The 23,818-nt window shown below is 70.0% G+C and carries 19 protein-coding genes; 5 read left to right on the forward strand and 14 right to left on the reverse strand.

Annotated features, from left to right (window positions below; genetic code table 11):
• Positions 1-92 precede the first annotated feature (92 nt).
• The 7 genes from gap to OG978_RS10575 all read right to left on the reverse strand — a co-directional run bounded on the left by gap (position 93) and on the right by OG978_RS10575 (position 8,088).
• The gene (gene gap, locus OG978_RS10545) at positions 93-1,103 is read right to left on the reverse strand and encodes a type I glyceraldehyde-3-phosphate dehydrogenase (RefSeq protein WP_326764949.1); all 1,011 of its coding nucleotides are present in this window, start codon (positions 1,101-1,103) and stop codon (positions 93-95) included.
• Between the two features lie 304 nt (positions 1,104-1,407).
• Entirely contained in the window at positions 1,408-2,397 is a 990-nt protein-coding gene (gene whiA, locus OG978_RS10550; RefSeq protein WP_018104603.1) for a DNA-binding protein WhiA, read from the reverse strand.
• Positions 2,388-3,422 carry a gluconeogenesis factor YvcK family protein gene (locus tag OG978_RS10555; protein ID WP_189541127.1) on the reverse strand — a complete coding sequence of 345 codons (1,035 nt, stop codon included), beginning with the start codon at positions 3,420-3,422 and terminating at the stop codon, positions 2,388-2,390. The genes whiA and OG978_RS10555 overlap by 10 nt, the downstream gene beginning before the upstream one ends.
• On the reverse strand, positions 3,419-4,408 hold the full coding sequence (rapZ, locus tag OG978_RS10560; RefSeq protein WP_326764950.1) for an RNase adapter RapZ: 990 nt from the start codon (positions 4,406-4,408) through the stop codon (positions 3,419-3,421). Before rapZ ends, OG978_RS10555 begins: the two co-directional genes overlap by 4 nt.
• Complete coding sequence (gene uvrC, locus OG978_RS10565) at positions 4,405-6,441, reverse strand: excinuclease ABC subunit UvrC (RefSeq protein WP_326764951.1); 2,037 nt, start codon at positions 6,439-6,441, stop codon at positions 4,405-4,407. Before uvrC ends, rapZ begins: the two co-directional genes overlap by 4 nt.
• Positions 6,442-6,539: 98 nt before the next feature.
• On the reverse strand, positions 6,540-7,421 hold the full coding sequence (locus tag OG978_RS10570) for a hypothetical protein (protein WP_326764952.1): 882 nt from the start codon (positions 7,419-7,421) through the stop codon (positions 6,540-6,542).
• A 4-nt stretch (positions 7,422-7,425) separates the two neighbouring features.
• Complete coding sequence (locus tag OG978_RS10575; RefSeq protein WP_326769988.1) at positions 7,426-8,088, reverse strand: papain-like cysteine protease family protein; 663 nt, start codon at positions 8,086-8,088, stop codon at positions 7,426-7,428.
• A gap of 228 nt (positions 8,089-8,316) precedes the next feature.
• On the opposite strand from OG978_RS10575, the gene OG978_RS10580 reads away from it, so the two are divergent.
• The gene (locus OG978_RS10580; RefSeq protein ID WP_326764953.1) at positions 8,317-9,243 is read left to right on the forward strand and encodes a hypothetical protein; all 927 of its coding nucleotides are present in this window, start codon (positions 8,317-8,319) and stop codon (positions 9,241-9,243) included.
• A gap of 18 nt (positions 9,244-9,261) precedes the next feature.
• Here OG978_RS10580 and OG978_RS10585 read toward each other — a convergent pair whose 3' ends face one another.
• Together OG978_RS10585 and uvrA are read right to left on the reverse strand one after the other, a co-directional pair.
• Positions 9,262-9,690 (reverse strand): Rieske (2Fe-2S) protein, encoded by a 429-nt coding sequence (locus OG978_RS10585; RefSeq protein WP_326764954.1) that lies wholly within the window; start codon positions 9,688-9,690, stop codon positions 9,262-9,264.
• 263 nt (positions 9,691-9,953) lie between these two features.
• Positions 9,954-13,013 (reverse strand): excinuclease ABC subunit UvrA, encoded by a 3,060-nt coding sequence (gene uvrA / locus OG978_RS10590; protein WP_326764955.1) that lies wholly within the window; start codon positions 13,011-13,013, stop codon positions 9,954-9,956.
• A 175-nt stretch (positions 13,014-13,188) separates the two neighbouring features.
• Between uvrA and OG978_RS10595 the strand changes: the two genes are divergently transcribed.
• Positions 13,189-13,878, forward strand: a complete 690-nt coding sequence (locus tag OG978_RS10595; RefSeq protein ID WP_326764956.1) for a maleylpyruvate isomerase family mycothiol-dependent enzyme — start codon at positions 13,189-13,191, stop codon at positions 13,876-13,878.
• Between the two features lie 10 nt (positions 13,879-13,888).
• On the forward strand, positions 13,889-14,545 hold the full coding sequence (locus OG978_RS10600; RefSeq protein WP_326764957.1) for an MBL fold metallo-hydrolase: 657 nt from the start codon (positions 13,889-13,891) through the stop codon (positions 14,543-14,545).
• A 176-nt stretch (positions 14,546-14,721) separates the two neighbouring features.
• On the opposite strand, the gene OG978_RS10605 is transcribed toward OG978_RS10600, so the two are convergent.
• The 5 genes from OG978_RS10605 to OG978_RS10625 form a co-directional block, all read right to left on the reverse strand.
• Positions 14,722-15,726 (reverse strand): TerC family protein, encoded by a 1,005-nt coding sequence (locus OG978_RS10605; protein WP_326764958.1) that lies wholly within the window; start codon positions 15,724-15,726, stop codon positions 14,722-14,724.
• Positions 15,727-16,067: 341 nt separating this feature from the next.
• A complete protein-coding gene (locus OG978_RS10610) occupies positions 16,068-17,999 on the reverse strand; it encodes a TerD family protein (RefSeq protein WP_326764959.1) in 1,932 nt (643 codons plus the stop codon).
• 147 nt (positions 18,000-18,146) lie between these two features.
• Positions 18,147-18,725, reverse strand: a complete 579-nt coding sequence (locus OG978_RS10615; RefSeq protein WP_307127581.1) for a TerD family protein — start codon at positions 18,723-18,725, stop codon at positions 18,147-18,149.
• Positions 18,726-18,856: 131 nt separating this feature from the next.
• Entirely contained in the window at positions 18,857-20,974 is a 2,118-nt protein-coding gene (uvrB, locus tag OG978_RS10620; protein ID WP_326764960.1) for an excinuclease ABC subunit UvrB, read from the reverse strand.
• A 62-nt stretch (positions 20,975-21,036) separates the two neighbouring features.
• Positions 21,037-21,924, reverse strand: a complete 888-nt coding sequence (locus tag OG978_RS10625; protein WP_326764961.1) for an MHYT domain-containing protein — start codon at positions 21,922-21,924, stop codon at positions 21,037-21,039.
• 215 nt (positions 21,925-22,139) lie between these two features.
• Here OG978_RS10625 and OG978_RS10630 point away from each other — a divergent pair, with 215 nt between their 5' ends.
• Positions 22,140-23,096, forward strand: coding sequence for a glycerophosphodiester phosphodiesterase (locus OG978_RS10630; protein WP_326764962.1), 957 nt, complete (start codon positions 22,140-22,142; stop codon positions 23,094-23,096).
• A 61-nt stretch (positions 23,097-23,157) separates the two neighbouring features.
• Entirely contained in the window at positions 23,158-23,700 is a 543-nt protein-coding gene (locus OG978_RS10635) for a methylated-DNA--[protein]-cysteine S-methyltransferase (protein WP_326764963.1), read from the forward strand.
• Positions 23,701-23,818: the final 118 nt, after the last annotated feature.

Below are 23,818 nucleotides of genomic sequence, written 5' to 3' on the forward strand. Positions count from 1 at the left end.
GAGGGCGGGAGAGCATGCGACGGGGCTCGAACGGCGCGGCGTTGCGCTGTTCGAGCCCCGTGCTCACATCTGGGTGCCTGCCGGTTCGACGGTCAGAGCTGGTTGCCGACGAAGACGGTCAGGTCGACGAGGCGGTTGGAGTAACCCCACTCATTGTCGTACCAGCCGAGGATCTTCACCGTCTTGCCCTCCTGAACCATGGTCAGGGAGGAGTCGAAGGTGCAGGACGCCGGGTCGCTGACGATGTCCGAGGACACGATCGGGTCCTCGGTGTAGTACAGGATGCCCTTGAGCTCGCCGTCGTCCGCGGCCTTCTTGAACGCGGCGTTGACCTCGTCCTTGGTGACCTCGCGCTGCAGCTCCACGACCAGGTCGGTGGCCGAGCCGGTCGGGACCGGGACGCGCATGGCGATGCCGTCCAGCTTGCCCTTCAGCTGCGGGAGCACCAGTGCGGTGGCCTTGGCGGCACCGGTGGTGGTCGGGATGATGTTCTCGGCGGCGGCGCGGGCGCGGCGCAGGTCCGAGTGCGGGAAGTCCAGGATGCGCTGGTCGTTGGTGTACGCGTGGACCGTCGTCATGAGGCCCTTGACGATGCCGAAGTTCTCGTCCAGAACCTTCGCCATCGGTGCGACACAGTTGGTCGTGCAGGACGCGTTGGAGATGACGTGGTGGTTGGCCGCGTCGTACTTGTCCTGGTTGACGCCCATCACGATGGTGATGTCTTCGTTCTTGGCCGGAGCCGAGATGAGGACCTTCTTGGCGCCGCCGGCGATGTGCTTCTCGGCGTCGGCCTTCTTCGTGAAGATGCCGGTCGACTCGATGACGATGTCGACGCCCAGCTCACCCCAGGGGATTTCGGCCGGATTGCGCTCGGAGAGCACCTTGATCGTGTGACCATCGACGGTGATGGTGTCGGCGGTGTGGCTGACCTCTGCCTTCAGACGACCCAGAATGGTGTCGTACTTCAGCAGGTGGGCCGTGGTCGCGGTGTCACCCAGGTCGTTGACAGCCACGATCTCGATGTCCGCACCCTGCTCCAGCAGCGCGCGGAAGTAGTTACGACCGATGCGACCAAAGCCGTTGATGCCTACGCGGATCGTCACGAACCGATCTCCTCGTTAGGTACGCGGGGTTTTCACCCCGGCGAGTTGTATGAGATGTCCCCGACCGCCTCCGACCCTACCTCTCCGACGGCGCCGGGGTGACATCGAGCAGGGCCGCAGGAACCGCCGAGGCCCGTACTCCTCGGTAGGAGTACGGGCCTCCGAATACTTGGCCGATACTCGGCCGCACATGCAGCGACAATTACGGAGCGTCAACATCCCCGAGGGCCCCGCGAGGCCCGGATCCGACCGGTTTCGCGGCTGTCGCGGGTCAGCGTTTCGCGGCCTCCGCGGCCTTCGCGGGTCAGCCCACCAAGCCGTCGGCGAGCTCCTCGCTGAGGGTGGATTCGGTGCCCGGGATACCCAGGTCCTGGGCCCTCTTGTCGGCCATCGCGAGCAGCCGGCGAATCCGGCCGGCGACCGCGTCCTTGGTCAGCGGCGGGTCGGCGAGCGCGCCCAACTCCTCCAGGGAGGCCTGCTTGTGCTCCATGCGCAGCCGTCCGGCCGCCGCGAGGTGCTCGGGCACCTCCTCGCCCAGGATCTCCAGCGCGCGGCCCACCCGGGCGCCCGCGGCGACCGCGGCCCGTGCGGAACGGCGCAGGTTGGCGTCGTCGAAGTTGGCGAGCCGGTTGGCCGTGGCGCGGACCTCGCGGCGCATCCGCCGCTCCTCCCAGGCCAGCACCGACTCATGGGCGCCGAGCCGGGTGAGCAGCGCGCCGATCGCGTCGCCGTCGCGGACGACGACCCGGTCCACCCCACGCACCTCGCGGGCCTTGGCCGCGATGGAGAGCCTGCGGGCCGCGCCGACCAGTGCGAGCGCCGCCTCCGGACCCGGGCAGGTCACCTCCAGCGAGGAGGAGCGGCCGGGCTCGGTGAGCGAGCCATGGGCCAGGAAGGCCCCGCGCCAGGCCGCCTCGGCATCGCAGGTGGCCCCCGAGACCACCTGCGGGGGCAGCCCGCGGATGGGACGGCCGCGGCCGTCCACCAGGCCGGTCTGACGGGCCAGCTGATCGCCGCCCGCCACCACCCGTACGACGTAGCGGGAGCCGCGCCGCAGGCCTCCGGGAGCCATCACGATCAGCTCCGAGCTGTGCCCGAAGATTTCGAGGATGTCCCGCTTCAGCCGGCGCGCCGCCATCGCGGTGTCCAGCTCCGCCTCGATCACAATCCGACCGCTCACCAGGTGCAGCCCACCCGCGAACCGAAGAATCGCCGAGACCTCTGCTTTCCTGCAGCAGGTCCGGGTCACGGGAAGCCGAGAGACTTCATCCTTCACCGCCGGCGTCATCGCCATGGGCCGATCCTTCCATGCATCCGAAAAATACGGTCGTACGCGGCGGCCAACAGCTCCGGATCATGGATCGGAACGCCGTCGGGTGAGGCCACCGGCGCCAGCTCGACCGCGGCGCCGAGCCGCTTGGCGGCATCGGCGAGGGACTCACGATCGGGCACAGCGGCTTCGTCGGCCAGCACCACGTCCAGGGCGAGTTTAGGGGCGTGTCGTCCCAAAACCTCCAAATGACGCTGCGGGGAGAAGCCATCAGTTTCACCGGGTTGCGGTGCGAGGTTGAGCGAGAGGACCTTGCGGGCCTTGGTTTCGACGAGTGCGTCGAGCAGTTCGGGGACGAGCAGGTGCGGGATCACGGAGGAGAACCAGGACCCCGGGCCGAGCACCACCCAGTCGGCGTCGAGGACCGCGGCGACGGCCTCGGGGACGGCCGGCGGGTCGTGCGGAACAAGGTGGACGGACTGCACCTCGCCGGGGGTGAGCGCCACGGTGGCCTGTCCACGCACGGTGTCCACGTCGTCCGGGCGGGCCGGGTCGTGTCCCCGGACGAGCGCCTGGAGCTCCAGCGGCACGGCGGACATGGGGAGCACCCGGCCGTGCGCCCCGAGGAGCTTGCCGACCAGGTCGAGAGCCTGGACATGGTCGCCGAGCTGCTCCCAGAGGGCGACGATCAGCAGATTGCCGACCGCGTGCTCGTGCAGATCGCCCTTGGACTGGAAGCGGTGCTGGATCACCCGGGCCCAGGTCTGGCCCCAGTCGTCGTCACCGCACAGGGCGGCGAGTGCCTTGCGCAGATCGCCGGGCGGCAGCACGCCGAGCTCCTCGCGGAGCCGGCCGCTGGAGCCGCCGTCGTCGGCGACGGTGACCACGGCGGTGAGATCGCCGGTGATCCGGCGGAGCGAGGCGAGCGACGCGGACAGCCCCATGCCGCCGCCGAGGGCGACGACCTTGGGCTGTGCGCCGCGCTTGCGGCCGGGCAGCGCAGAGGTGGCTCTGCGCAGCCGCCGCAGGCGCAGATTGCGGCTGGTCACTCGCGCCCCATGTCCCGGTGGACGAGGACGGTCTCGATGCCTTCGGTCGCGAGCCGGGCCGCCAGCTTCTCGGACATGGCGACCGAACGGTGCTTGCCGCCCGTGCAGCCGACGGCGATCGTCACGTAGCGCTTGCCCTCACGGCGGTACCCGGCGGCGATGAGCTGGAGCAGCTCCGTGTACTGGTTGAGGAATTCCTTGGCGCCGGGCTGGTCGAAGACGTACGCGGAGACCTCCTCGTTGAGGCCGGTGAACGGGCGCAGCTCGGGGACCCAGTGCGGGTTGGGCAGGAAGCGGCAGTCGACCACCAGGTCGGCGTCGACCGGCAGGCCGTACTTGAAGCCGAACGACATCACCGTGGCGCGCAGCTCCGGCTCCTCGTCGCCGGCGAACTGGGCGTCCATCTTGGCGCGCAGTTCGTGCACGTTGAGGCTGGACGTGTCGATCACCAGGTCGGCGTCGCCGCGCAGCTCGCGCAGCAGGTCGCGCTCGGCGGCGATGCCGTCGACGATCCGGCCGTCGCCCTGGAGGGGGTGCGGGCGGCGGACCGATTCGAAGCGGCGGACGAGGGCGTCGTCGGAGGACTCCAGGAAGACGATCCGCCGGGTGACGTGCTTGGCCTCCAGGTCGGCGAGGGACTCGCGGAGGTTGTCGAAGAAGCGGCGCCCCCGGACGTCGACGACGACGGCGATCCGTGCCACGTTGCCCTGCGAGCGGGCGCCGAGCTCGACCATGGTGGGGATCAGGGCGGGCGGCAGGTTGTCGACGACGAACCAGCCGAGGTCCTCCAGACACTTGGCCGCTGTGCTGCGCCCGGCGCCCGACATCCCCGAGATGATCACCAGCTCGGGGATGGTCGCACTCCCGTCGCCCGTCTCGTTCGTGGTGCCCGTACTCACTTGTCCTGCTCCGTCTGCTCGGTCGGTGCCGTCGTGCTCGACTTCTTGCTCGCGCTCGACTTCGTGTTCGTTTTCACGCTCGGTCATGTCGTGCTGCCCCCGTCGTTCTCTTCAATGATCTCTCCTGTCGCCGTGTTCACGGCGGGCGTGGCCGGGGCGGCCGAGGCGAGGGCGACAGCCACTGATTCCGCCGTCCTGCGGCCTATCCCCGGAACCTCGCAGATCTCGTCGATTGTCGCCTGCTTCAGCTTCTTCACGGAGCCGAAATGCTTGATCAACGCCTGTTTCCGGGTTTCACCAAGACCGGCGACGGCATCCAGGGGGCTGGAACGGATGCGTTTGGCCCGCTTGGCGCGCTGATACGTGATCGCGAAGCGGTGGGCCTCGTCACGGACGCGCTGGAGGAGGTAGAGGCCCTCGCTGGAGCGGGGCAGGACGACGGGGTCGTCGTCATCGGGCAGCCAGACCTCTTCGAGGCGCTTGGCGAGGCCGCAGACGGCGATGTCGTCGATCCCCAGTTCGTCGAGGGCCCGCTTGGCCGCCGCGACCTGCGGCTGGCCGCCGTCGACCACGACGAGCTGCGGCGGATAGGCGAACCGCTTGGGACGCCCGTCGTCCTCACGGGGCTCGGCGTCCGGATCGGGGACGGTGCCCGGCTCGGAGGTGGTGTCCGGGACCGGTCCGGTCGGCGCGGGGGTCTCCTCCCACTCCCCCGTCCGCTCCTTGTCCTGCAGATACCGCTTGAAGCGGCGGCCGATCACCTCGTGCATCGACCGGACGTCGTCCTGGCCCTCGAAGCCCTTGATCTGGAAGCGGCGGTACTCGCTCTTGCGGGCGAGGCCGTCCTCGAAGACGACCATGGAGGCGACCACGTCGTCGCCCTGGAGATGCGAGATGTCGAAGCACTCGACGCGCAGCGGGGCGGTGTCGAGGCCGAGCGCCTCCGCGATCTCCTCCAGGGCGCGGGAGCGGGTGGTCAGGTCGGAGGCGCGCTTGGTCTTGTGCAGCCCCAGGGCCTGCTGGGCGTTGCGCTGGACCGTCGTCATCAGGTCCTTCTTGTCGCCGCGCTGCGGGATGCGCAGGCTGACCTGGGAGCCCCGGCGGCCGGCGAGCCACTGGGAGACCGCGTCCGGGTCCTCGGGCAGGGCCGGGACGAGGACCTCCTTGGGGACGGAGTCGCCCGTCTCCTCGCCGTACAGCTGCTGCAGGGCGTGCTCGACCAGGCCCGAGGTGTCCACGTTCTCGACCTTGTCGGTGACCCAGCCGCGCTGGCCGCGCACCCGGCCGCCGCGTACGTGGAAGATCTGGACGGCGGCTTCGAGCTCGTCCTCGGCGACCGCGATCAGGTCGGCGTCGGTGGCGTCGGCCAGGACGACGGCGCTCTTCTCCATGGCCCGCTTGAGGGCCTCCACGTCGTCGCGGAGCCGGGCCGCCCGCTCGTACTCCATCTCCTCGGCCGCCGCCATCATGTCCTTCTCCAGGCGGCGGATGTACGTACCGGTCCGGCCGGCCATGAAGTCGCAGAAGTCGTCGGCCAGTTCGCGGTGTTCCTCGGGGGTGACGCGGCCGACGCAGGGGGCCGAGCACTTGCCGATGTAGCCGAGGAGGCACGGGCGGCCGGTCCTGGTGGCGTTCTTGAAGACTCCGGCGGAGCACGTACGCACCGGGAAGACCCGGAGCATCAGGTCGACCGTCTCGCGGATCGCCCAGGCGTGCCCGTACGGACCGAAGTAGCGCACGCCCTTCTTCTTGGCTCCGCGCATGACCTGGACGCGCGGGAACTCCTCGTTGAGCGTGACCGCGAGATACGGATAGCTCTTGTCGTCGCGGTACTTGACGTTGAACCGCGGGTCGAACTCCTTGATCCAGGAGTACTCCAGCTGGAGGGCCTCGACCTCCGTGGAGACGACCGTCCATTCCACCGAGGCGGCCGTGGTGACCATCGTGCGCGTGCGCGGGTGGAGCGCGGCCAGGTCCTGGAAGTAATTGGCCAGGCGCTGGCGCAGGTTCTTGGCCTTTCCGACGTAGATCACCCGGCGGTGTTCGTCGCGGAATTTGTAGACCCCCGGGGAGTCGGGGATCTGTCCCGGCTTGGGGCGGTAGCTGGAGGGGTCTGCCATGTGTCCCACCCTACTTGCGGGCAGTGACAGTACCGCCGGACCGGAAGTGCTGCCGTGCTCCGGGGCGCGGATCGTGGGAGCACGCCCCGGAGCACGGGTCAGTGGGTGCCGCCGCCGGTCACCGGGTTCCGACGGCGACGGCTGCGCACCGCGGTGAGCCCGCCGAGGCCGAGCACCGCGAGGGCGCCGGCTCCGGCGACTGCCGAGGTGGCGGTCAGGGCCGTGCCGGAGGCGGTGCTCGCGGCGGCCGTACGGGGTTTGCCGCTGCCGGACCCGGGGGGCCCGTCAGCCGGTGCGTAGCCGCCCGCCTTGCCGGAGCGGGCGTAGGCGGAGCCGGGGAGCTTGTCGCCGTAGGCCGCCCGCACCCGGGCCCGGTAGGCGGCCAGCGTGGTGCCGCGGGCGCCGACTGCGCGGACCGCGTCCTGGTCCAGCGGAAGCACCTTCGTCCCCTTCTGGACGTACCAGGCGTCCACCTGCGGCTCGCGGAAGACCGTGCCGCCGGGCAGCTTGCGGGCGCCCGCGGCGGCGTACCGGGTCTCGTCGTCGCCGGTGGCGATGTTCACCACCTGCCGGCCGCCGTCCTTCCCTTCCTTCGGAAGGGTCCACAGGGACGCCTTCTGTCCGTCCGAGGAGACGGCCGTGGTGGCGAAGTAGTCCAGCCTGGAGACGGGCGCGCCGGGCTTCCCCGCGACGAAGCCGGGATCGAGGCTGTGTAAGGGGACGGTGGCGCCCTCGATGCGCGGGGCGGCCGCCGACCGGGCGATCGCCCCGTCACGGGCGAAGAAACGGGACAGCGTGTGCAGGGTCGCGGGGTCACCGGCCGCCTGGCGGGCGGCGGCCGGCGCGGACGGACCGGCCGCGGGGCCGGTGGCCGCCGCTGCCCCGGGAGCCGCGGAGAGCAGGGCGGCGCCGGCCAGAACCCCGGTGGCGGCCAGGGCGGCGGCCGCGGACCGTGCGGTGCGTGCAGTCCTGGAGATCATTTCGTCACGCTCCGATCCGGTAGAGCGAGTGGGTCCAGGAGAACTCGTCGTTGTTCACGTACCAGGCGTGCGAGGCCCAGTTGTAGCGGTTGCTGGAGGGCCAGGGATCGCCCCAGTAGACCCAGCTGTTCGAGTCGTCGTATCCGTACAGGACATGCATGTGGCCACCGCCCGACGACCACTGGATGCGAGTCTCGACGGGGCGGCCCGCGGCGATCTCGGCCTGGACGGTGGGATAGCGCAGCCGGCCGTTCACATACGAACCGGGGTTGACGCCGGCCCAGGACAGGCCGTCCTGGACATTGCCGAGCGTGGCTTGCGAGTTGGGGCACTCGTAGCCCTGGGCACGGCCGAAGGCGGCGTTGCAGAACTGATTCTGCGAGGAGTTGCGGCCGAACCAGGTGGCGATGGTGTTGCCGGATGCCGCCCAGCACCAGTTGGTCTTCTGCTGGGCCTGCATGGTGATGTTCAGCCGCTGGGTGGCGGCGATGCCACCGACGGCGGAGGGGTTCTGTCCCGGCGCGGCGGCCGTGGTCGTGGTCTGGGCCGCCGAAGCGGTGGTGGGGGTCTGAGCTGCCGAGGCGGTCGCCGTAGGAACGGCGAGGAGTACGGCGGCGAGAGCCGCCATGACCGGGAGTCGTCCCGGTCGGATTCCTGGCTTGCGTATTGCGTTCCTCCCAATGCAGGGGGTGTGTGATCGGAGGAGCGCGTCCGGACGCTGTTCGAGGAGCATCAACCGTTGTCGGGGACGGGTCAACACGCTTCAATGCGGGGGAACATCGCGGTGTGAACGGCGTGGCGGATACGTGAACGGCCCTCCCCCGGCCACCTGCGGCACCGCCCCCACCCGACGCGGTCTTCCCGCTCCGTGTCGTGACGTTCACCTGGAGGACCCATGCAGCACACCGAGGCCGAACTGGCGCAGGTGCTGCACACCGGCCCGTTCCATCTGGCGCTGCGCACCGCGCTCTCGGTGCGGGGGCTGCCGCTCCAACGGGTGCAGCACCATCTCGCGCACCGCGGGGTCAAGGTCGGGGTGACCAGCCTGAGTTACTGGCAGCAGGGGGCCAGGCGCCCGCAGCGCGCCGAGTCCCTGCGGGCCGTGAAGGCGCTGGAGGAGGTGCTGGAGCTGCCCGGGAACTCGCTGCTCCGGCTGCTGGGGACGGGGAGCGGCCGCCCGGACGCCGACCGTCCGGCCGCGCGTTCGTACCGTTCGCTGATGGAGGCGTCCGGCGCGGTGGAGCGGCTGCTCGCCGCGATGGGGTCACCGGTGGACGGCGGGTTGCACACGGTGGGCCATCACGAGCGGGTACGGATCGGTCCCGGCCGGGAGTTGCGGCAGCGCGAGTCGCAGCATGTGGTGCGTGCCCACCGCGACGACATCGACCGCTACCTCGCCGTCCACCGGGGCGATCCGGGCTGCGATCCGGCGCGGGTGACGGTGACGGCCCGGGAGAACTGCCGGACGGGGCGGGTCCGCTGGGACCGCGGCACGGGGGTGCTCGTCGCCGAGCTGCTCTTCGACACCCGGTTGAGTGCGGGCGACACGTACCTCTTCGGCTACGGCTTCGACGACGGCACGGGAGGTCCGAGCGGGAAGTACGTGCGGGGGTTCAGCTTCGGCGGTGGGCAGTACGTGCTGCAGGTGGCCTTCGACGAGGCCGCACTGCCGGTACGGTGCCGGCGCTTCGCCCAGGTCTCGGCGGGGGCGCCGCGCGGCGCCCGCACGGACCTCACGCTGGCCGGCAGGCACCGGACCGTTCACCTGGTGGAGCAGGGGGTACGGCCCGGCCTGGTCGGCATCGACTGGGACTGGGAGTGAATCCGTCCCCGGCCGGTGTCAGGCGTCGGGGCCCGCGACCAGCTTTCCACCCTCGACCCTGACCGGGACCGAGGGCAGCGGCGCGGTCGCCGGACCGTGCATCGCCTTGCCGGTCGTCGTGTCGAAGTGGCTGCCGTGGCAGGGGCACCGCCCCACGTTGTCCTCGACCTTGTCCAGCAGGCAGCCCGCGTGGGTGCACTGGGCGCTGAACGCCTTGTACTGGCCCTTGGCCGGGCAGTTCACGATGACCCGCTCATTGCGGTAGAGCTTGGATCCGCCGACCGGGACCTCGTCCGGCGCGCCGAGCTCGACGGGAGCGGTCGGCGTCGGCGTCTCGGCGTGGCCGAGCTTCGATTCGGTCGAGCAGGCGGCCACTCCCAGCCCGGCGGCGCCGGCGAGAGCGGCACCCTTCAGCACGGTACGGCGGGCGGCGGGCTGGCCGGACATGCGGTCTCCACTGGTCGGAGGGGTGGATGGGCACCGGGCGCGACCGAAGCGCCGCGGGTACCAGGAGTACCGCGGGCATCGGAGTCCGCAGAGCCATCGGTGCCATCGGTGACACAACCGACGATACCGGCGGAGACCGACGGCCCTGCGGCCGGGCCACCCGAGACCGGTTGTTCCTGGTCAGCGGCTTCAGTAGCTCAGCGCAGGCAGAGGGAGGCGGCGGCCCCCGGGGGTCCGGGAGCCGCCGCCCCGACGCGGAGGCGTCAGGCCTTGCGCGCGCGGGTCGCCTTCTTCGCCGCGGGCTTCTTCGCCGCAGCCGTCTTGGCGGTCTTGGCCGTGGCGGACTTCGCGGTCTGGCCCGCGCTCGTCCTGGCCGTGGCCGTCTTCCTCGCCGGGGCCGACTTCGCGGCGACCGTCTTCTTCGCGGCCACCTTCCGCACCGGCTTGCGGGCCGCGGGCACCGCGGCCTCGTTCACCCGGTCCGGATCCAGGATGCCCTGGAGGAACTTGCCGGTGTGGCTGGCCGGAACGCAGGCCACCTCCTCCGGAGTCCCCTCGGCGATGACCAGACCGCCGCCGCTGCCGCCTTCGGGGCCCATGTCGATGACCCAGTCCGCGGTCTTGATCACATCGAGGTTGTGCTCGATGACGATCACCGAGTTGCCCTTGTCGACCAGACCGGAGAGCACCTTGATGAGTTTGCTGATGTCCTCGAAGTGCAGACCCGTGGTCGGCTCGTCCAGAACGTAGACCGTACGGCCGGTGGAACGCTTCTGCAGCTCGCTGGCGAGCTTCACCCGCTGCGCCTCACCGCCGGAGAGCGTCGGCGCGGACTGGCCGAGCCGCACGTATCCGAGGCCCACCTCGTTGAGCGTGCGCAGGTGGCGGGCGATCGTCGGGACGGCCTCGAAGAACTCCAGGCCCTCCTCGATCGGCATGTCCAGCACCTCGGCGATGGACTTGCCCTTGTAGTGGACCTCCAGGGTCTCCCGGTTGTAGCGCGCTCCGTGGCAGACCTCGCACGGGACGTACACATCCGGCAGGAAGTTCATCTCGATCTTGATGGTGCCGTCGCCGGAGCAGTTCTCGCAGCGGCCACCCTTGACGTTGAAGGAGAAGCGGCCCGGCAGATAGCCGCGCACCTTTGCCTCCATCGTCTCCGCGAACAGCTTGCGGACATGGTCGAAGACGCCGGTGTACGTCGCCGGGTTGGACCGGGGGGTCCGGCCGATGGGCGACTGGTCGACGTGCACCACCTTGTCGACCAGGTCGTCGCCGTCGACCCGGGTGTGCCGGCCGGGGACCGACTTGGCGCCGTTCAACTCGCGCGCCAGGTGGGTGTAGAGGATGTCGTTGACCAGCGTCGACTTCCCGGAACCCGAGACGCCCGTGACGGCCGTGAGCCGGCCGAGCGGGAAGGAGACGTCGATGTCCTGGAGGTTGTTCTCCCGGGCGCCGTGCACCGTGAGCCTGCGCTGCGGGTCGACGGGGCGCCGGACGTCGGGCATCGGGATCGACTTCTCGCCGGTCAGATACTGGCCGGTGATCGACTCGCCGTTGGCCAGCAGCTCCTTGAGCGATCCGGAGTGGACCACCTTGCCGCCGTGCTCACCGGCGCCGGGGCCGATGTCGACGACCCAGTCGGCGACCTTGATGGTGTCCTCGTCGTGCTCGACGACGATGAGCGTGTTGCCCATGTCGCGGAGCCGGACCAGGGTCTCGATCAGCCGGTGGTTGTCCCGCTGGTGCAGGCCGATGGACGGTTCGTCCAGCACGTACAGCACGCCTACCAGGCCGGAGCCGATCTGGGTGGCGAGCCGGATGCGCTGAGCCTCGCCGCCGGACAGGGTGCCGGCCGCGCGGTTGAGCGAGAGGTAGTCGAGGCCGACGTCGACGAGGAACCTCAGCCGCTCGTTGACCTCCTTCAGTACCCGTTCGGCGATCTTCTTGTCGCGGGCGTTGAGCTTCATCCGGCCGAGGAATTCGGCGCATTCGCTGATCGACATCGCGGCGACCTGGGCGATGGACTTCTCCATCACCGTCACCGCGAGGACGATCGGCTTGAGCCTGGTGCCCTCACAGGTCGGGCAGGGCACCTCGCGCATGTAGCCCTCGAAGCGCTCGCGGCTGGAGTCGCTCTCGGCGTCGGAGTGCCGCCGCTTGACGAACTGCACCGCGCCCTCGAAGGCGGGGGTGGTGTACGCGCGCTCCCGTCCGTAGCGGTTGCGGTAGCGGACCTCGGTCTGGATCTTGTGGCCGAAGAGCAGGGCCTTCTTGGCCCGCTGCGGCAGCCCGGCCCAGGGGATGTCCGTACGGAATCCGAGGGCGTCGGCGAGCGCGTTGATCTGCCGGCCGAAGTACTCCTTGGTGTGGCCGTGCGACCAGGGGTGGATCGCGCCCTCGTCGAGCGACCTCTCCTCGTCGGGGACGATCAGCTCCGGGTCGACCTCCATCCGCGTACCGATACCCGTGCAGTCGGGGCAGGCGCCGAAGGGCGAGTTGAAGGAGAAGGAACGCGGTTCGAGCTCCTCGAAGGAGAGGTCGTCGTACGGGCAGTAGAGGTGCTCGGAGTACATCCGCTCGCGCTCGGGGTCGTCCTCGGGGAGGTCGACGAAGTCGAGCACGACCATGCCTCCGGAGAGCCCGAGCGCGGTCTCGACCGAGTCGGTCAGCCGGCGCTTGGCGCTGTCCTTCACCGTGAGACGGTCGATGACCACCTCGATGGTGTGCTTCTCCTGCTTCTTCAGCTTGGGCGGCTCGGAGAGCTGGATGGTCTCGCCGTCGACCCGGGCCCTGCTGTAGCCCTTGGTCTGCAGATCGGCGAAGAGGTCGACGAACTCGCCCTTGCGCTCGCGCACCAGCGGCGAGAGCACCTGGAAGCGGCTGCCCTCGGGCAGGCCGAGCACCTTGTCGACGATCGCCTGCGGCGACTGGCGCGAGATGGGCCGGCCGCACTCCGGGCAGTGCGGCTTGCCGATCCGGGCGAAGAGCAGCCTGAGGTAGTCGTAGACCTCGGTGATGGTGCCGACCGTCGAGCGCGGGTTGCGCGAGGTCGACTTCTGGTCGATGGAGACAGCGGGCGAGAGTCCCTCGATGAAGTCGACGTCCGGCTTGTCCATCTGGCCGAGGAACTGGCGGGCGTACGAGGAGAGGGACTCCACGTAGCGTCGCTGGCCCTCGGCGAAAATCGTGTCGAACGCGAGGGACGACTTGCCCGACCCGGAAAGCCCGGTGAAGACGATGAGGGAGTCGCGGGGGAGGTCGAGCGAGACGTTCTTGAGGTTGTGCTCGCGAGCGCCACGGACGATGAGACGGTCGGCCACGCCGGTCCGCACCTTTCTGGAGAGAAGTGGGGGAACTGAGCCCCTGTCCCAGGGTATGGGGGGCGCCACAGCGATGTACGAAGCTTTCGACTCCGAGCGTATAGCACGCACATTCGATTTACGGACGGCTGTGGACTCCTTCACCCGAATGAGTGGCGAGGCTAGGCTCAGCCTCATGATTGATCATGCGCGCGACCTGGACGCCGTACGTGAAGCAACCGATCGACTGCTCAGCGCCACCGAAAAATTGGACGGTGCCGCACTCGCTCAGCCGTCGCGACTGCCGGGCTGGAGCCGGGGCCATGTCGTTGCGCACCTCTCTCGTAACGCCGACGCGCTCGTAAATGTTCTCCAGGGCCGGCCCATGTACGCAGACAGCGAAACCCGCGACCGCGACATCGAGCGCGACGCGCCGCGACCGCAGGCCGAGCAGCTGGCCGACCTGGCCGGGAGCGCGGCCCGCTTCGAAGCCGCCGCCTCCGCCCCGGCCGACTGGTCCCGCACGGTCACCCTGCGCAACGGCGTGACGGACTCCGCCTCCCGGGTCCCGTTCCGCCGCCGCGTCGAGGTCGAGCTGCACCACGTCGACCTGGGGATCGGCTACGAGCTGGAGGACCTGCCGGAGGAGTTCGTCTCCCGGGAGATCGACTTCCTCGCCGAGCGGTTCGACGGGCACCCCGATGTCGTGCCCACGAGGATGACCGACGGCAAGGGACCGGTCCGGACGACCGGCGGCGGCGTGGAGGGCGGCCCCGTCACGGTCCGCGGCACGGCCCCGGATCTGCTCGGCTGGCTCTGCGGGCGCCGCGACGGGGCGGCGCTGACCGTCGAAGGCGGCCCCCTTCCCGTACTGCCCCCGCTATAGGCTGAGACGTATGACGTACAGCGGAGCGGTCAGGGTCGGCGGGCGTGCAGACGTACACGAGTTGACGGATCTGATGATCTCCAAGGTCGCCGTCGGCCCGATGAACAACAACGCCTATCTGCTGCGCTGCCGGGCCACCGGCGAGCAGCTGCTGATCGACGCGGCCGCCGAGGCCGGGACGCTGCTGCAGCTGATCGGTGACGACGGCATCGCGTCCGTCGTCACCACCCATCGGCACGGCGACCACTGGCAGGCGCTGGGCGAGGTGGTGGCGGCCACCGGAGCGCGCACCTACGCCGGGCGGTACGACGCCGAGGGCATCCCGGTCCCGACCGATGTCCTCGTCGACGACAACGGCACGGTCCGGGTGGGCAGGGTCACTCTGACCGCCCGCCACCTCGTCGGTCACACCCCGGGCTCCATCGCGCTGGTCTACGACGACCCGCACGGCGCCCCGCACCTGTTCACCGGGGACTGCCTCTTCCCGGGCGGGGTCGGCAATACGCACAAGGACCCCGAGGCCTTCGCGAGCCTGCTCCACGACGTGGAGACCAAGCTCTTCGACCGGCTGCCCGACGAGACATGGGTCTATCCGGGCCACGGCCACGACACCACGCTCGGCGACGAGCGTCCGCAGCTGCCGCAGTGGCGCGCCCGCGGCTGGTGACTCCGGCCGTACCGGGCCCGTGCGCGTGAGGTGAGCGCGGACAGGTCGGCCGACGCTTCCCCCGGACCGGGGAGCCACCGTCCGGAAACGCGTCGGCCGGGGCGGGCAACGAACCGTTGCGCGCCCCGGCCGATGCCGGTTCCTGTCCTTCCGGACGGCCGGGCCGTCCGCCCCGGTCAGGCGTCGATACCGGCGCCCTTGTCGGCGACCTCGTCCGCCTTCTCGGCCGACTCCGCCCGGGTCTGCTTCTTGTTGGCCATGAGGCTGGTGATCGTGGTGATCACCAGCACGCCGCAGATGACGCCGAGCGACACCGGGATGGAGATCTCGGGGACGTGCACTCCGGACTCGTGCAGTGCGTGCAGCACCAGCTTCACCCCGATGAAGCCGAGGATGGCCGAGAGCCCGTAGCTGAGGTGGACCAGCTTCTTCAGCAGCCCGCCGATCAGGAAGTACAGCTGCCGCAGCCCCATCAGGGCGAAGGCGTTGGCGGTGAAGACGATGTACGGGTCCTGGGTCAGACCGAAGATCGCGGGGATGGAGTCCAGGGCGAACAGCACATCGGTGGTGCCGATGGCGAGCATGACGACCATCAGCGGTGTCAGGACGCGCTTGCCGTTGTTCCGGATGAAGAGCTTGGTGCCGTGGTAGCGGTCGGCCACCCCGAAGCGGCGCTCGATCGTCTTGAGGAGGCGATTCTCCTCGAACTCCTCCTCTTCCTCGTCGGCCCGCGCCTCCTGGATGAGCTTCCAGGCGGTGTAGATCAGGAACGCGCCGAAGATGTAGAAGACCCACGAGAAGTTGGCGATCACGGCGGCACCGGCGGCGATGAAGATCGCCCGCAGCACCAGCGCGATCAGCACACCGACCAGCAGCACCCGCTGCTGGAGGTGCGAGGGAACCGAGAACTTCGCCATGATCAGGACGAAGACGAAGAGGTTGTCGACACTGAGCGACTTCTCGGTGATGAAGCCGGCGAAGAACTCGCCCGAGGCCTGGCTCTCGCCGAAGACCAGCAGGCCGAGCCCGAAGAGGGCAGCCAGCGCGATCCAGACGATCGTCCAGATTCCGGCTTCCTTGGTCGTCACGTCATGAGGCTTGCGCCCGATGAAGAAATCGACGGCGATAAGGGCTGACAGACCAAGAATGGTCAGCACCCAGAGGGTCCATGAAACGTCCACTGCGCCTCCGGCAGTTCGCTACGGCTACTGATCAGCGTCGTCGCTGCCGGAGGTCTCTTCCACCCGGGCGCACGGGCTGCGCACCACGGGCCGGCGCCCCGGGACCGGTCACGGTCCGTATTGACGGGTACGCCGCGTATGGGAGTACTCCCCTCCGCCCAAAGAACAGTACAGGGAACACCAAGGGAAGGTAAAGGCGAGGGTAAAGATCATTCAAAAGAGCTGGTCGGAGTGGTGTGAGGTGGGTGCCTGGTACGCCCGGAACCCGGCGCGGCCGGTACGCCCGGCACCCAGTGCGGCCGGTACGCCCGGCTCACGTACGGGCCGGTGCGCCCGGCCCGTCAGGGGCGCCGGGGGCGACGGGCCGCCGCCACCTTGGCGAGCACCTGCTCCAGGACCCGGCTGCCGGGCGGCGTCCGCGGCGGCTCGTACGTCCAGGCGTGCCCCACCCAGGGATCGGCCAGGTGGTCGTCGGCGACCGGGGTGATCCGCAGCAGCGAGCGCCACAGCGGGTCGAGCACCGGCCCGTACGCACTGGCGTCCTCCCGGTCCGCGACCATCAGCAGATGGACGCCGACCGAGGGCCCCTCGTCGGCGAGGTAGCGCAGCTGGGTGACAGCGCGGTCGTCGAAGCCGTGCGGGAAGTCGTTGACGATCAGCAGCTGCTCGCCCGTGTCCAGGTCCGGCGGGAGCGAGTCGGCGGCACCGGCCCGGATCGCCATCTGCACCAGGTCTACGCGCCGGGTGAGATGAGCGAGGACCGAGGCCACTCCCCCGGCTCCGGAGGCGGGCGGCCCGGCGAGCACCCCGGACCGGACCAGGGGGGCGAGCGCTCCGGCCGCCGAGCCCGCGGGGTCGATGACATGGACCGAGAACTCGTCGGCCGGGTAGACGGCCAGCAGCCGGGCCGCGTGCGCGACCGCGCACTCCATGGCGAGAGTGCGCAGCCGGGCACCGTCGATCAGGGCCGCGGCATCGGACGCCGTGCGGCCGCAGTCGACCCAGATCCCGCGCTCCAGCGGCAGCCGGACCAGCAGCGGGATGTGCAGGCCGGGCTTCTCGGGCAGGTGCAGGTCACCGATGCGCAGCGCCATGGGGATTTCCATCGGGACGCGGTAGGCGTGCCAGACGGGGTTGTCCCAGCCCGCGAACGCGGCGGGCAGCGCGGGTTCCACCACGGCGGCCTCGGCGACCAGCTGGGCGAGGTCGCGGTCGAGGGCCTCGCGGGCCCGGCCGGTCAGCTCGTCGCGCTTGGCCCGGGCCTCCTCGCGGACCCGGTCCCCCGCGCCGCCGATCCGGCTGCGAGGGTCGGACAGGGTGCGCTCGAGCTCCTGGTCCATGCGGGACTCGGCGAAGTCGACGGCGCTGCGATAGGCGGCGGTGGTGCGGGCCAGGTCCTCGAACATGCCCCAGATCTGGTTGTAGAGGCGCTCGTCCATGGACCAGCCGGTCGCGTCCCCGGCGACGGGCTGTGCGGGGCGGCCCGGCTCGACGGGCGGCGCGGTGGGAGGGGGCGGCGGGGGTGCGGCGGCCTGGCGGCGCGGGTGGGCGTAGTTGATGGGCCCGCCCGTCGTGGCGGGCGGCGGGGTGGTGGGCTCGGTGAGCGGTTCGGGCGGCTGGGCGGCGGGCCGGTGGCCGTCTTGGGGCGGCACGGGGCCGGTGCCCGTTCCGACCCGGCCGGCGTCCGGGGTGCGCGGCGGGGGCGGGGTGACCGAGCGGGCCATCGCCCGGGTGACCGCGTCCTGGATCGAGTGGGCCAGCTCGGCGGCCCGGGGCAGGCCCTGGTCGGCGAGCATGGCGTCGAGGCCGCCCGCGTAGCCCTGACCGACGGCGCGTACCTTCCAGACGGCCTGGCGGCGGTAGAGCTCCAGGGCGGCGACCGCGGATTCGCTGTCCAGGCCGGTGAGCGTGAAGGTGGCGATCTCGGTGCCGTCGAGCCCGGTCACGGCGACGAACGGGGAGGCGACCGCGCCGAACCGGACCGGGCCGCCGACTCCCGTCGGCAGGGCCAGCAGCACGGTGACCCGGTGCACCGAGGCGGGCAGGGCGTCGAGGTCCACCGCGAGCCGGTGGTCGGCGGCAGCCTGTCTGGACACTTCGAGCCCGGGGAGCTGGGGTGATCCCGGGTGGGCGATCCATTCGGTGCCGTGCACCGTGCCGTTCTCGTCACCGAGCGTGGCACCGGCCACCACGGGCGTGCCGGCCGAAACCCGGATCTCCAGACGGGTCTGGGGCAAGGTGTGGTTCTGCCCCCGGACCAGCTCGGCCGTCATTGCCCTGTCCCCTCGACGATTCACTGCTGTGCGGTGTGCCGCGTGCGGTGCGGCGCGATGTGGTGCAGCTCCCGGCGGCCGATGCCTCCGGGAGCTGCGGGTACCGATGCGTACCGGCCAGGAGTGCCCTCCTGGGCCGGTCCCTGCCTACAGGTGCGGCAGGATCGACGGCATCAGGTCCTGGAAGGTGCGGCCGTTGGCCGGGTTGCCGAGGGCGGTCATCTGCCACCCGTTCCCCGCGCGGTGCACCTTCGCCATGATCTGGGCGGTGTACTGTCCGCCGCCGTCCAGCGTGTAGCGGGCGAGCTCCTGGCCGTTGGTCTCGTCGACGATGCGGCAGAAGGCGTTCTGCACCTCCTGGAACGTCTGACCGGTGAAGGAGTTCACCGTGAAGACGATCTGGTCGATGTGGACCGGCACCCGCTGCAGGTCGACGAGGATCGCCTCGTCGTCGCCGCCGGAACCGGCGCCGCCGACCAAGTTGTCCCCGGTGTGCTTGACCGAGCCGTCGTCACTGACGAGGTGGCGGAAGAAGACCACGTCGACCGGCTGCTTGTCGGCGAAGAGCACCGCCGATGCGTCGAGGTCGATTTCCCGTGTACGTGAACCGAACAGACCCCGGCGCGGCGCCGCCTGCCAGCCGAGCCCCATCCGCACCGCGGTCAGGGTCCCCCCGTCGCTCTTCTGCAGGCTAATGGCCTGACCCTTGGTCATATTGACCGTCACGCGCTGTCCCCTCTCCGCTTTCCCCGCAACCGTCCGTGCGCGGTTTTCCAGCACCCTACGCAGTCGCGCCGGTGGCGCGGCCGCTCGGGGCCGTTTTGTGTCGGTCCTGCAACACACCAGGTGCTGCGGGCTCAGGCAAGACCCGCTTCCCGCATCTGGCGCAACTCCTTCTTCAACTCCCCGATCTCGTCGCGCAGTCGCGCCGCCACCTCGAACTGGAGGTCCGCGGCGGCCGCCCGCATCCGGTCGGTCATCTCCTCGATGATTCCGGCGAGTTCGGTGGCGGGCCGGTCGGTGACCGCTTCGCCGCCCTTGGCCTTCTTGGATCCGGTCGGCTTGAGGCCCAGCGCGGGAACAGGGGCCTTGGCGCCCTTCGCCTGGCGGTAGCCGGTGCCGAGCAGCTGTTCGGTGTCGACCTCCTCGCGGGCGATCGTCGCGACGATGTCGTTGATCTTCTTCCGCAGCGGCTGCGGATCGAGGCCGCGCTCGGTGTTGTAGGCGATCTGCTTCTCGCGGCGGCGATTGGTCTCGTCGATGGCCTGCGCCATCGCCGGGGTGATCTTGTCCGCGTACATATGGACCTGTCCCGAGACGTTTCGGGCGGCGCGCCCGATGGTCTGGATCAGGGACGTCCCCGAGCGCAGGAAGCCCTGCTTGTCCGCGTCGAGGATGGCGACGAGCGACACCTCGGGCAGGTCGAGACCCTCGCGCAGGAGGTTGATGCCGACCAGTACGTCGTACTCGCCGGAGCGCAGCTCGCGCAGCAGCTCGATGCGGCGCAGCGTGTCGACGTCGCTGTGCAGATAGCGGACCTGGATGCCGAGCTCCAGGAAGTAGTCGGTGAGGTCCTCGGCCATCTTCTTGGTGAGGGTGGTGACCAGGACCCGCTCGTCCTTCTCGGCGCGGGTGCGGATCTCGTGCACCAGGTCGTCGATCTGGCCCTCGGTGGGCTTGACGACCACCTCCGGGTCGACGAGGCCGGTGGGTCGGATGATCTGTTCCACGAAGCCGTCGCCCCGGGACAGCTCGTACTTCCCGGGGGTGGCGGAGAGGTAGACGGTCTGGTCGATCCGGCTCAGGAACTCCTCCCACTTCAGCGGGCGGTTGTCGAGCGCGGAGGGGAGCCGGAAGCCGTGGTCGACGAGAGTGCGCTTGCGGGAGGCGTCGCCCTCGTACATCGCGCCGATCTGCGGCACGGTGACATGGGACTCGTCGAGGACGAGGAGGAAGTCCTCGGGAAAGTAGTCGAGGAGGGTGTTGGGGGCGGTGCCGGGCGAGCGGCCGTCGAAGTGCATCGAGTAGTTCTCGACGCCGGAGCAGGTGCCGATCTGCCGGAGCATCTCGATGTCGTACGTGGTGCGCATCCGCAGCCGCTGGGCCTCCAGCATCTTGCCCTGCTTCTCCAGCTCGGCGAGGCGCTGCTCCAGCTCCTGCTCGATGCCGTTGACCGCCTTCTCCATGCGCTCGGGGCCCGCGACGTAGTGGCTGGCGGGGAAGACGTGGAGGGACTGGTCCTCGCTGATCACTTCGCCGGTGAGCGGGTGGAGGGTGGAGAGCGCCTCGATCTCGTCGCCGAACATCTCGATGCGGACGGCGAGCTCCTCGTAGACCGGGAAGATCTCGATGGTGTCGCCGCGGACCCGGAAGGTGCCCCGGGTGAAGGCGAGGTCGTTGCGGCTGTACTGGATCTCGACGAAGCGGCGCAGCAACTGGTCCCGGTCGATCTCGTCGCCGACCTTGAGCTGGACCATCCGGTCCACGTACTCCTGGGGCGTACCGAGGCCGTAGATGCAGGAGACGGAGGCGACGACGACGACATCGCGCCGGGTGAGCAGCGAATTCGTCGCCGAATGGCGCAGCCGCTCGACCTCCTCGTTGATCGAGGAGTCCTTCTCGATGTAGGTGTCCGACTGCGGTACGTACGCCTCGGGCTGGTAGTAGTCGTAGTACGAGACGAAGTACTCGACGGCGTTGTTGGGCAGCAGCTCACGGAACTCGTTCGCCAGCTGTGCGGCGAGCGTCTTGTTCGGTGCCATCACGAGCGTGGGGCGCTGCAGCTTCTCGATCATCCACGCGGTGGTCGCCGATTTACCGGTGCCGGTCGCGCCGAGCAGGACGACGTCCTTCTCGTCGGCGCGGATGCGCCGCTCCAGCTCGGCGATGGCCGCCGGCTGGTCGCCGCTGGGCTGGTAGGGACTGACGACCTCGAAAGGCGCCACCGAACGTTCGATCTTCGAAACGGGCCGCATGGAACCACCGTACGACCCACCACTGACAACCGGGCCGGGTCAGCCGAGGTACCAGGGCGGGGTCACCACTCTCCCGGCGGCGCGGGGTCGCGCGGCCGGGAGTGGAACGACGCCGGGTCGGCGTGCGTCCCGAAGCGCGGCACCTGTCGCTGGGCCGGGATTCCGGGCGGCCGGCCGGCCCCGTTCGCGGTCCCGGGGTCGTTCCAGTCCGGGGTGCCCATCACCATCAGCGGATCGAACATCACGACCACGGCGGCGAGGATCAGGAAGCAGGCGGGGCCGATCAACAGCGGCACGAGCGGTGCGGTCGCCGCGTCGGCCGCCGCGACGTCGGGGAGGGCGCCGGGGTGCAGATGGACGCTGAGCGCGGCCATGCCCGTGTAGTGCATGCCGCTCACCGCGACGCCCATGACGACGCTGGCCCCGAGACTGGGCAGGAATCCGTTGATGGAGACGGCCGCCCAGAGTGCGGTCGTCGCGGCCACCACGGCGATGACGACGGACAGGGCCACGGTGACCGTGTCGTACTCGAACCGTCCTTCGAGATGCATTCCGGCCATGCCGAGGTAGTGCATGGTGGCGACGCCGAGCCCGGTGATCGTGCCGCCCGTCATCAGGGCCATTCTCGTGGCGCCGCGGTAGCCGACGATGAAGATGCCGACGCCGACCATGCCGACGGCGACCGCGAGACTGGCGAAGGTGATCGGCTTGTCGTAGCTGATGGTCGCCCCTTCGACGGAGAAGCCCATCATCGCGATGAAGTGCATCGTCCAGATGCCGGAGCCGATGGACGTCGCACCGAGGGCCAGCCAGCCGGCCTTGAAGGAACGCTCGGTGCGCAGCGAACGGTTCGTGCAGCGCAGGCCGAGGGCCGCGCCGAGGCAGGCCATGAGGAAGGCTGCGACGGGCGTCACCGCTCCGTAGCTGAAACCGTCGATCGTGCCCTGCATGCTCGTACGCCCTTCGCGGAAGCCCGGGTTCGGGGTGACCCTAAGGCGCGAGTCCCGGCAAACAAACAGAAGAGCTGCATTTTATCGAGAGGGAATCCGGCCCGTTACACGGCATCGTCGGCCGCGTTCACGTTGTGGCCATCCTTCGCCTGTCCCCCGTTGGGACGCGGCTGCCACTCTCGGCCCGTCCGCAACTTATGACGCAAGGAGTACACGTGTACGCACGCACCGCAACCGCCGCTCTTGCTGCCGCCGCCGTGATGGGCACCGGCGCTTTTCTGACGTCGACCACCGATACGCGGACCACGGGCGCGGGCACGGCCACGGTCGGCGCCGGGCACGTGACCGCGGTCACCGACGTCAGCACCGTGAGCGCCCGGACCACGGACGCGAAGCGGAAGGCCCCCCTCGTCTTCGCCCACCGGGGCGCCTCGGCCTACGCGCCGGAGAACACCCTGGCCGCCGTCGACAAGGCCGACGCCCTCGGCTTCGACTGGGTGGAGAACGACGTCCAGTTCACCAAGGACGGTGTGCTGGTGGTCGTGCACGACACCGATCTGAAGCGGACCACCGATGTCGAGGAGGTCTTCCCGGACCGGACGTCGTGGGCGGTCAAGGACTTCACGGCCGCGGAGATCGCCCGGCTGGACGCGGGCAGCTGGTTCGGTCCGCAGTTCGCCGGATCCCGGGTGCCCACGCTCAAGCAGTACCTGGACCGGGTCGAGCGCAACCGGCAGAAGCTGCTCCTCGAGATCAAGAGCCCCGAGACCTACCCGGGCATCGAGAAGGAGACCCTGCGGGTGCTGCGCCAGAAGGGGTGGCTCGACCGCGCTCACGTGAAGAACAGGCTCGTCATCCAGAGCTTCGGCGCGGACAGCGTGAAGAAGGTGCACCAGCTGCGCCCGGACGTCACGACGGGCTTCCTCGGCACTCCCGCCGTGACCGATCTGCCGTCGTACGCGGCCTTCACCGACCAGATCAACCCCTCCCACACCTCGGTTTCGGCCGACTACGTGAACGCAGTGCACGCGCTGAAGGGCGCGCACGGCAAGAAGCTCCGGGTCAACACCTGGACGGTCAACGACGCGGCGACCGCCACGAAGGTGGCGGGCTTCGGCGTGGACGGGATCATCACCAACAACCCCGATGTGGTGCGCGAAGCCACGGGCTGACCGCCGGGCCGGACCCGTCTCCCCGGCCCCGTTGTCAGTGGCCGGTCGTACGGTGGTTCCCATGAACAGCAACGGGGTCGTCGAGTGGGCCGTCGTCGGGAGCGACATCGGCCCGCTGCTGCTCGCCGCGACCGGCACGGGGCTGGTGAGCGTGGTCTTCCACGCCCGTCCCGAGGTGCGGGAGAAGGCGGTCGGGCAGCTGCGGACGCGACTCGGCGCGGAGCCGGTGGAGAATCCCGGCTCCGCCCGGCTCGCCGAGCCGATACGCCAGCTCGCGGCGTATTTCGCGGGCACGTCGCGGAAGTTCTCGCTCGCCCTGGACTGGTCGCTGACGTCCGGCTTCAACCGCCAGGTGCTCCGCGAGCTGGCGACGGGTGTGCCGTACGGGACGGTCGTCGGATACGGGGACCTCGCCGGGCGGGTGGGACAGCCGGGTGCCGCGCAGGCGGTCGGGGCGGCCATGGGGTCCAACCCGCTGCCGGTGGTGGTGCCGTGCCATCGGGTGGTGGAGAGCGACGGCGGACTCGGCGGGTTCGGCGGTGGTCTCGAAACCAAGCGGAAGCTGCTGGCTCTGGAGGGCGTGCTGCCCGAGCCGCTGTTCTGAGCCGGTCACCGGAGCCGCGAGCCCTCGCCCGGCCCCGGGCCCCACGCGCCGGGGTGTGCTGTCCACGCACGGCCCGAATCCGGTTCCGTACCCGTGTACGGACTGGCACACTGCGCCA

The organism is Streptomyces sp. NBC_01591 (genome assembly GCF_035918155.1).
In the GTDB taxonomy this organism is placed as follows: domain Bacteria; phylum Actinomycetota; class Actinomycetes; order Streptomycetales; family Streptomycetaceae; genus Streptomyces.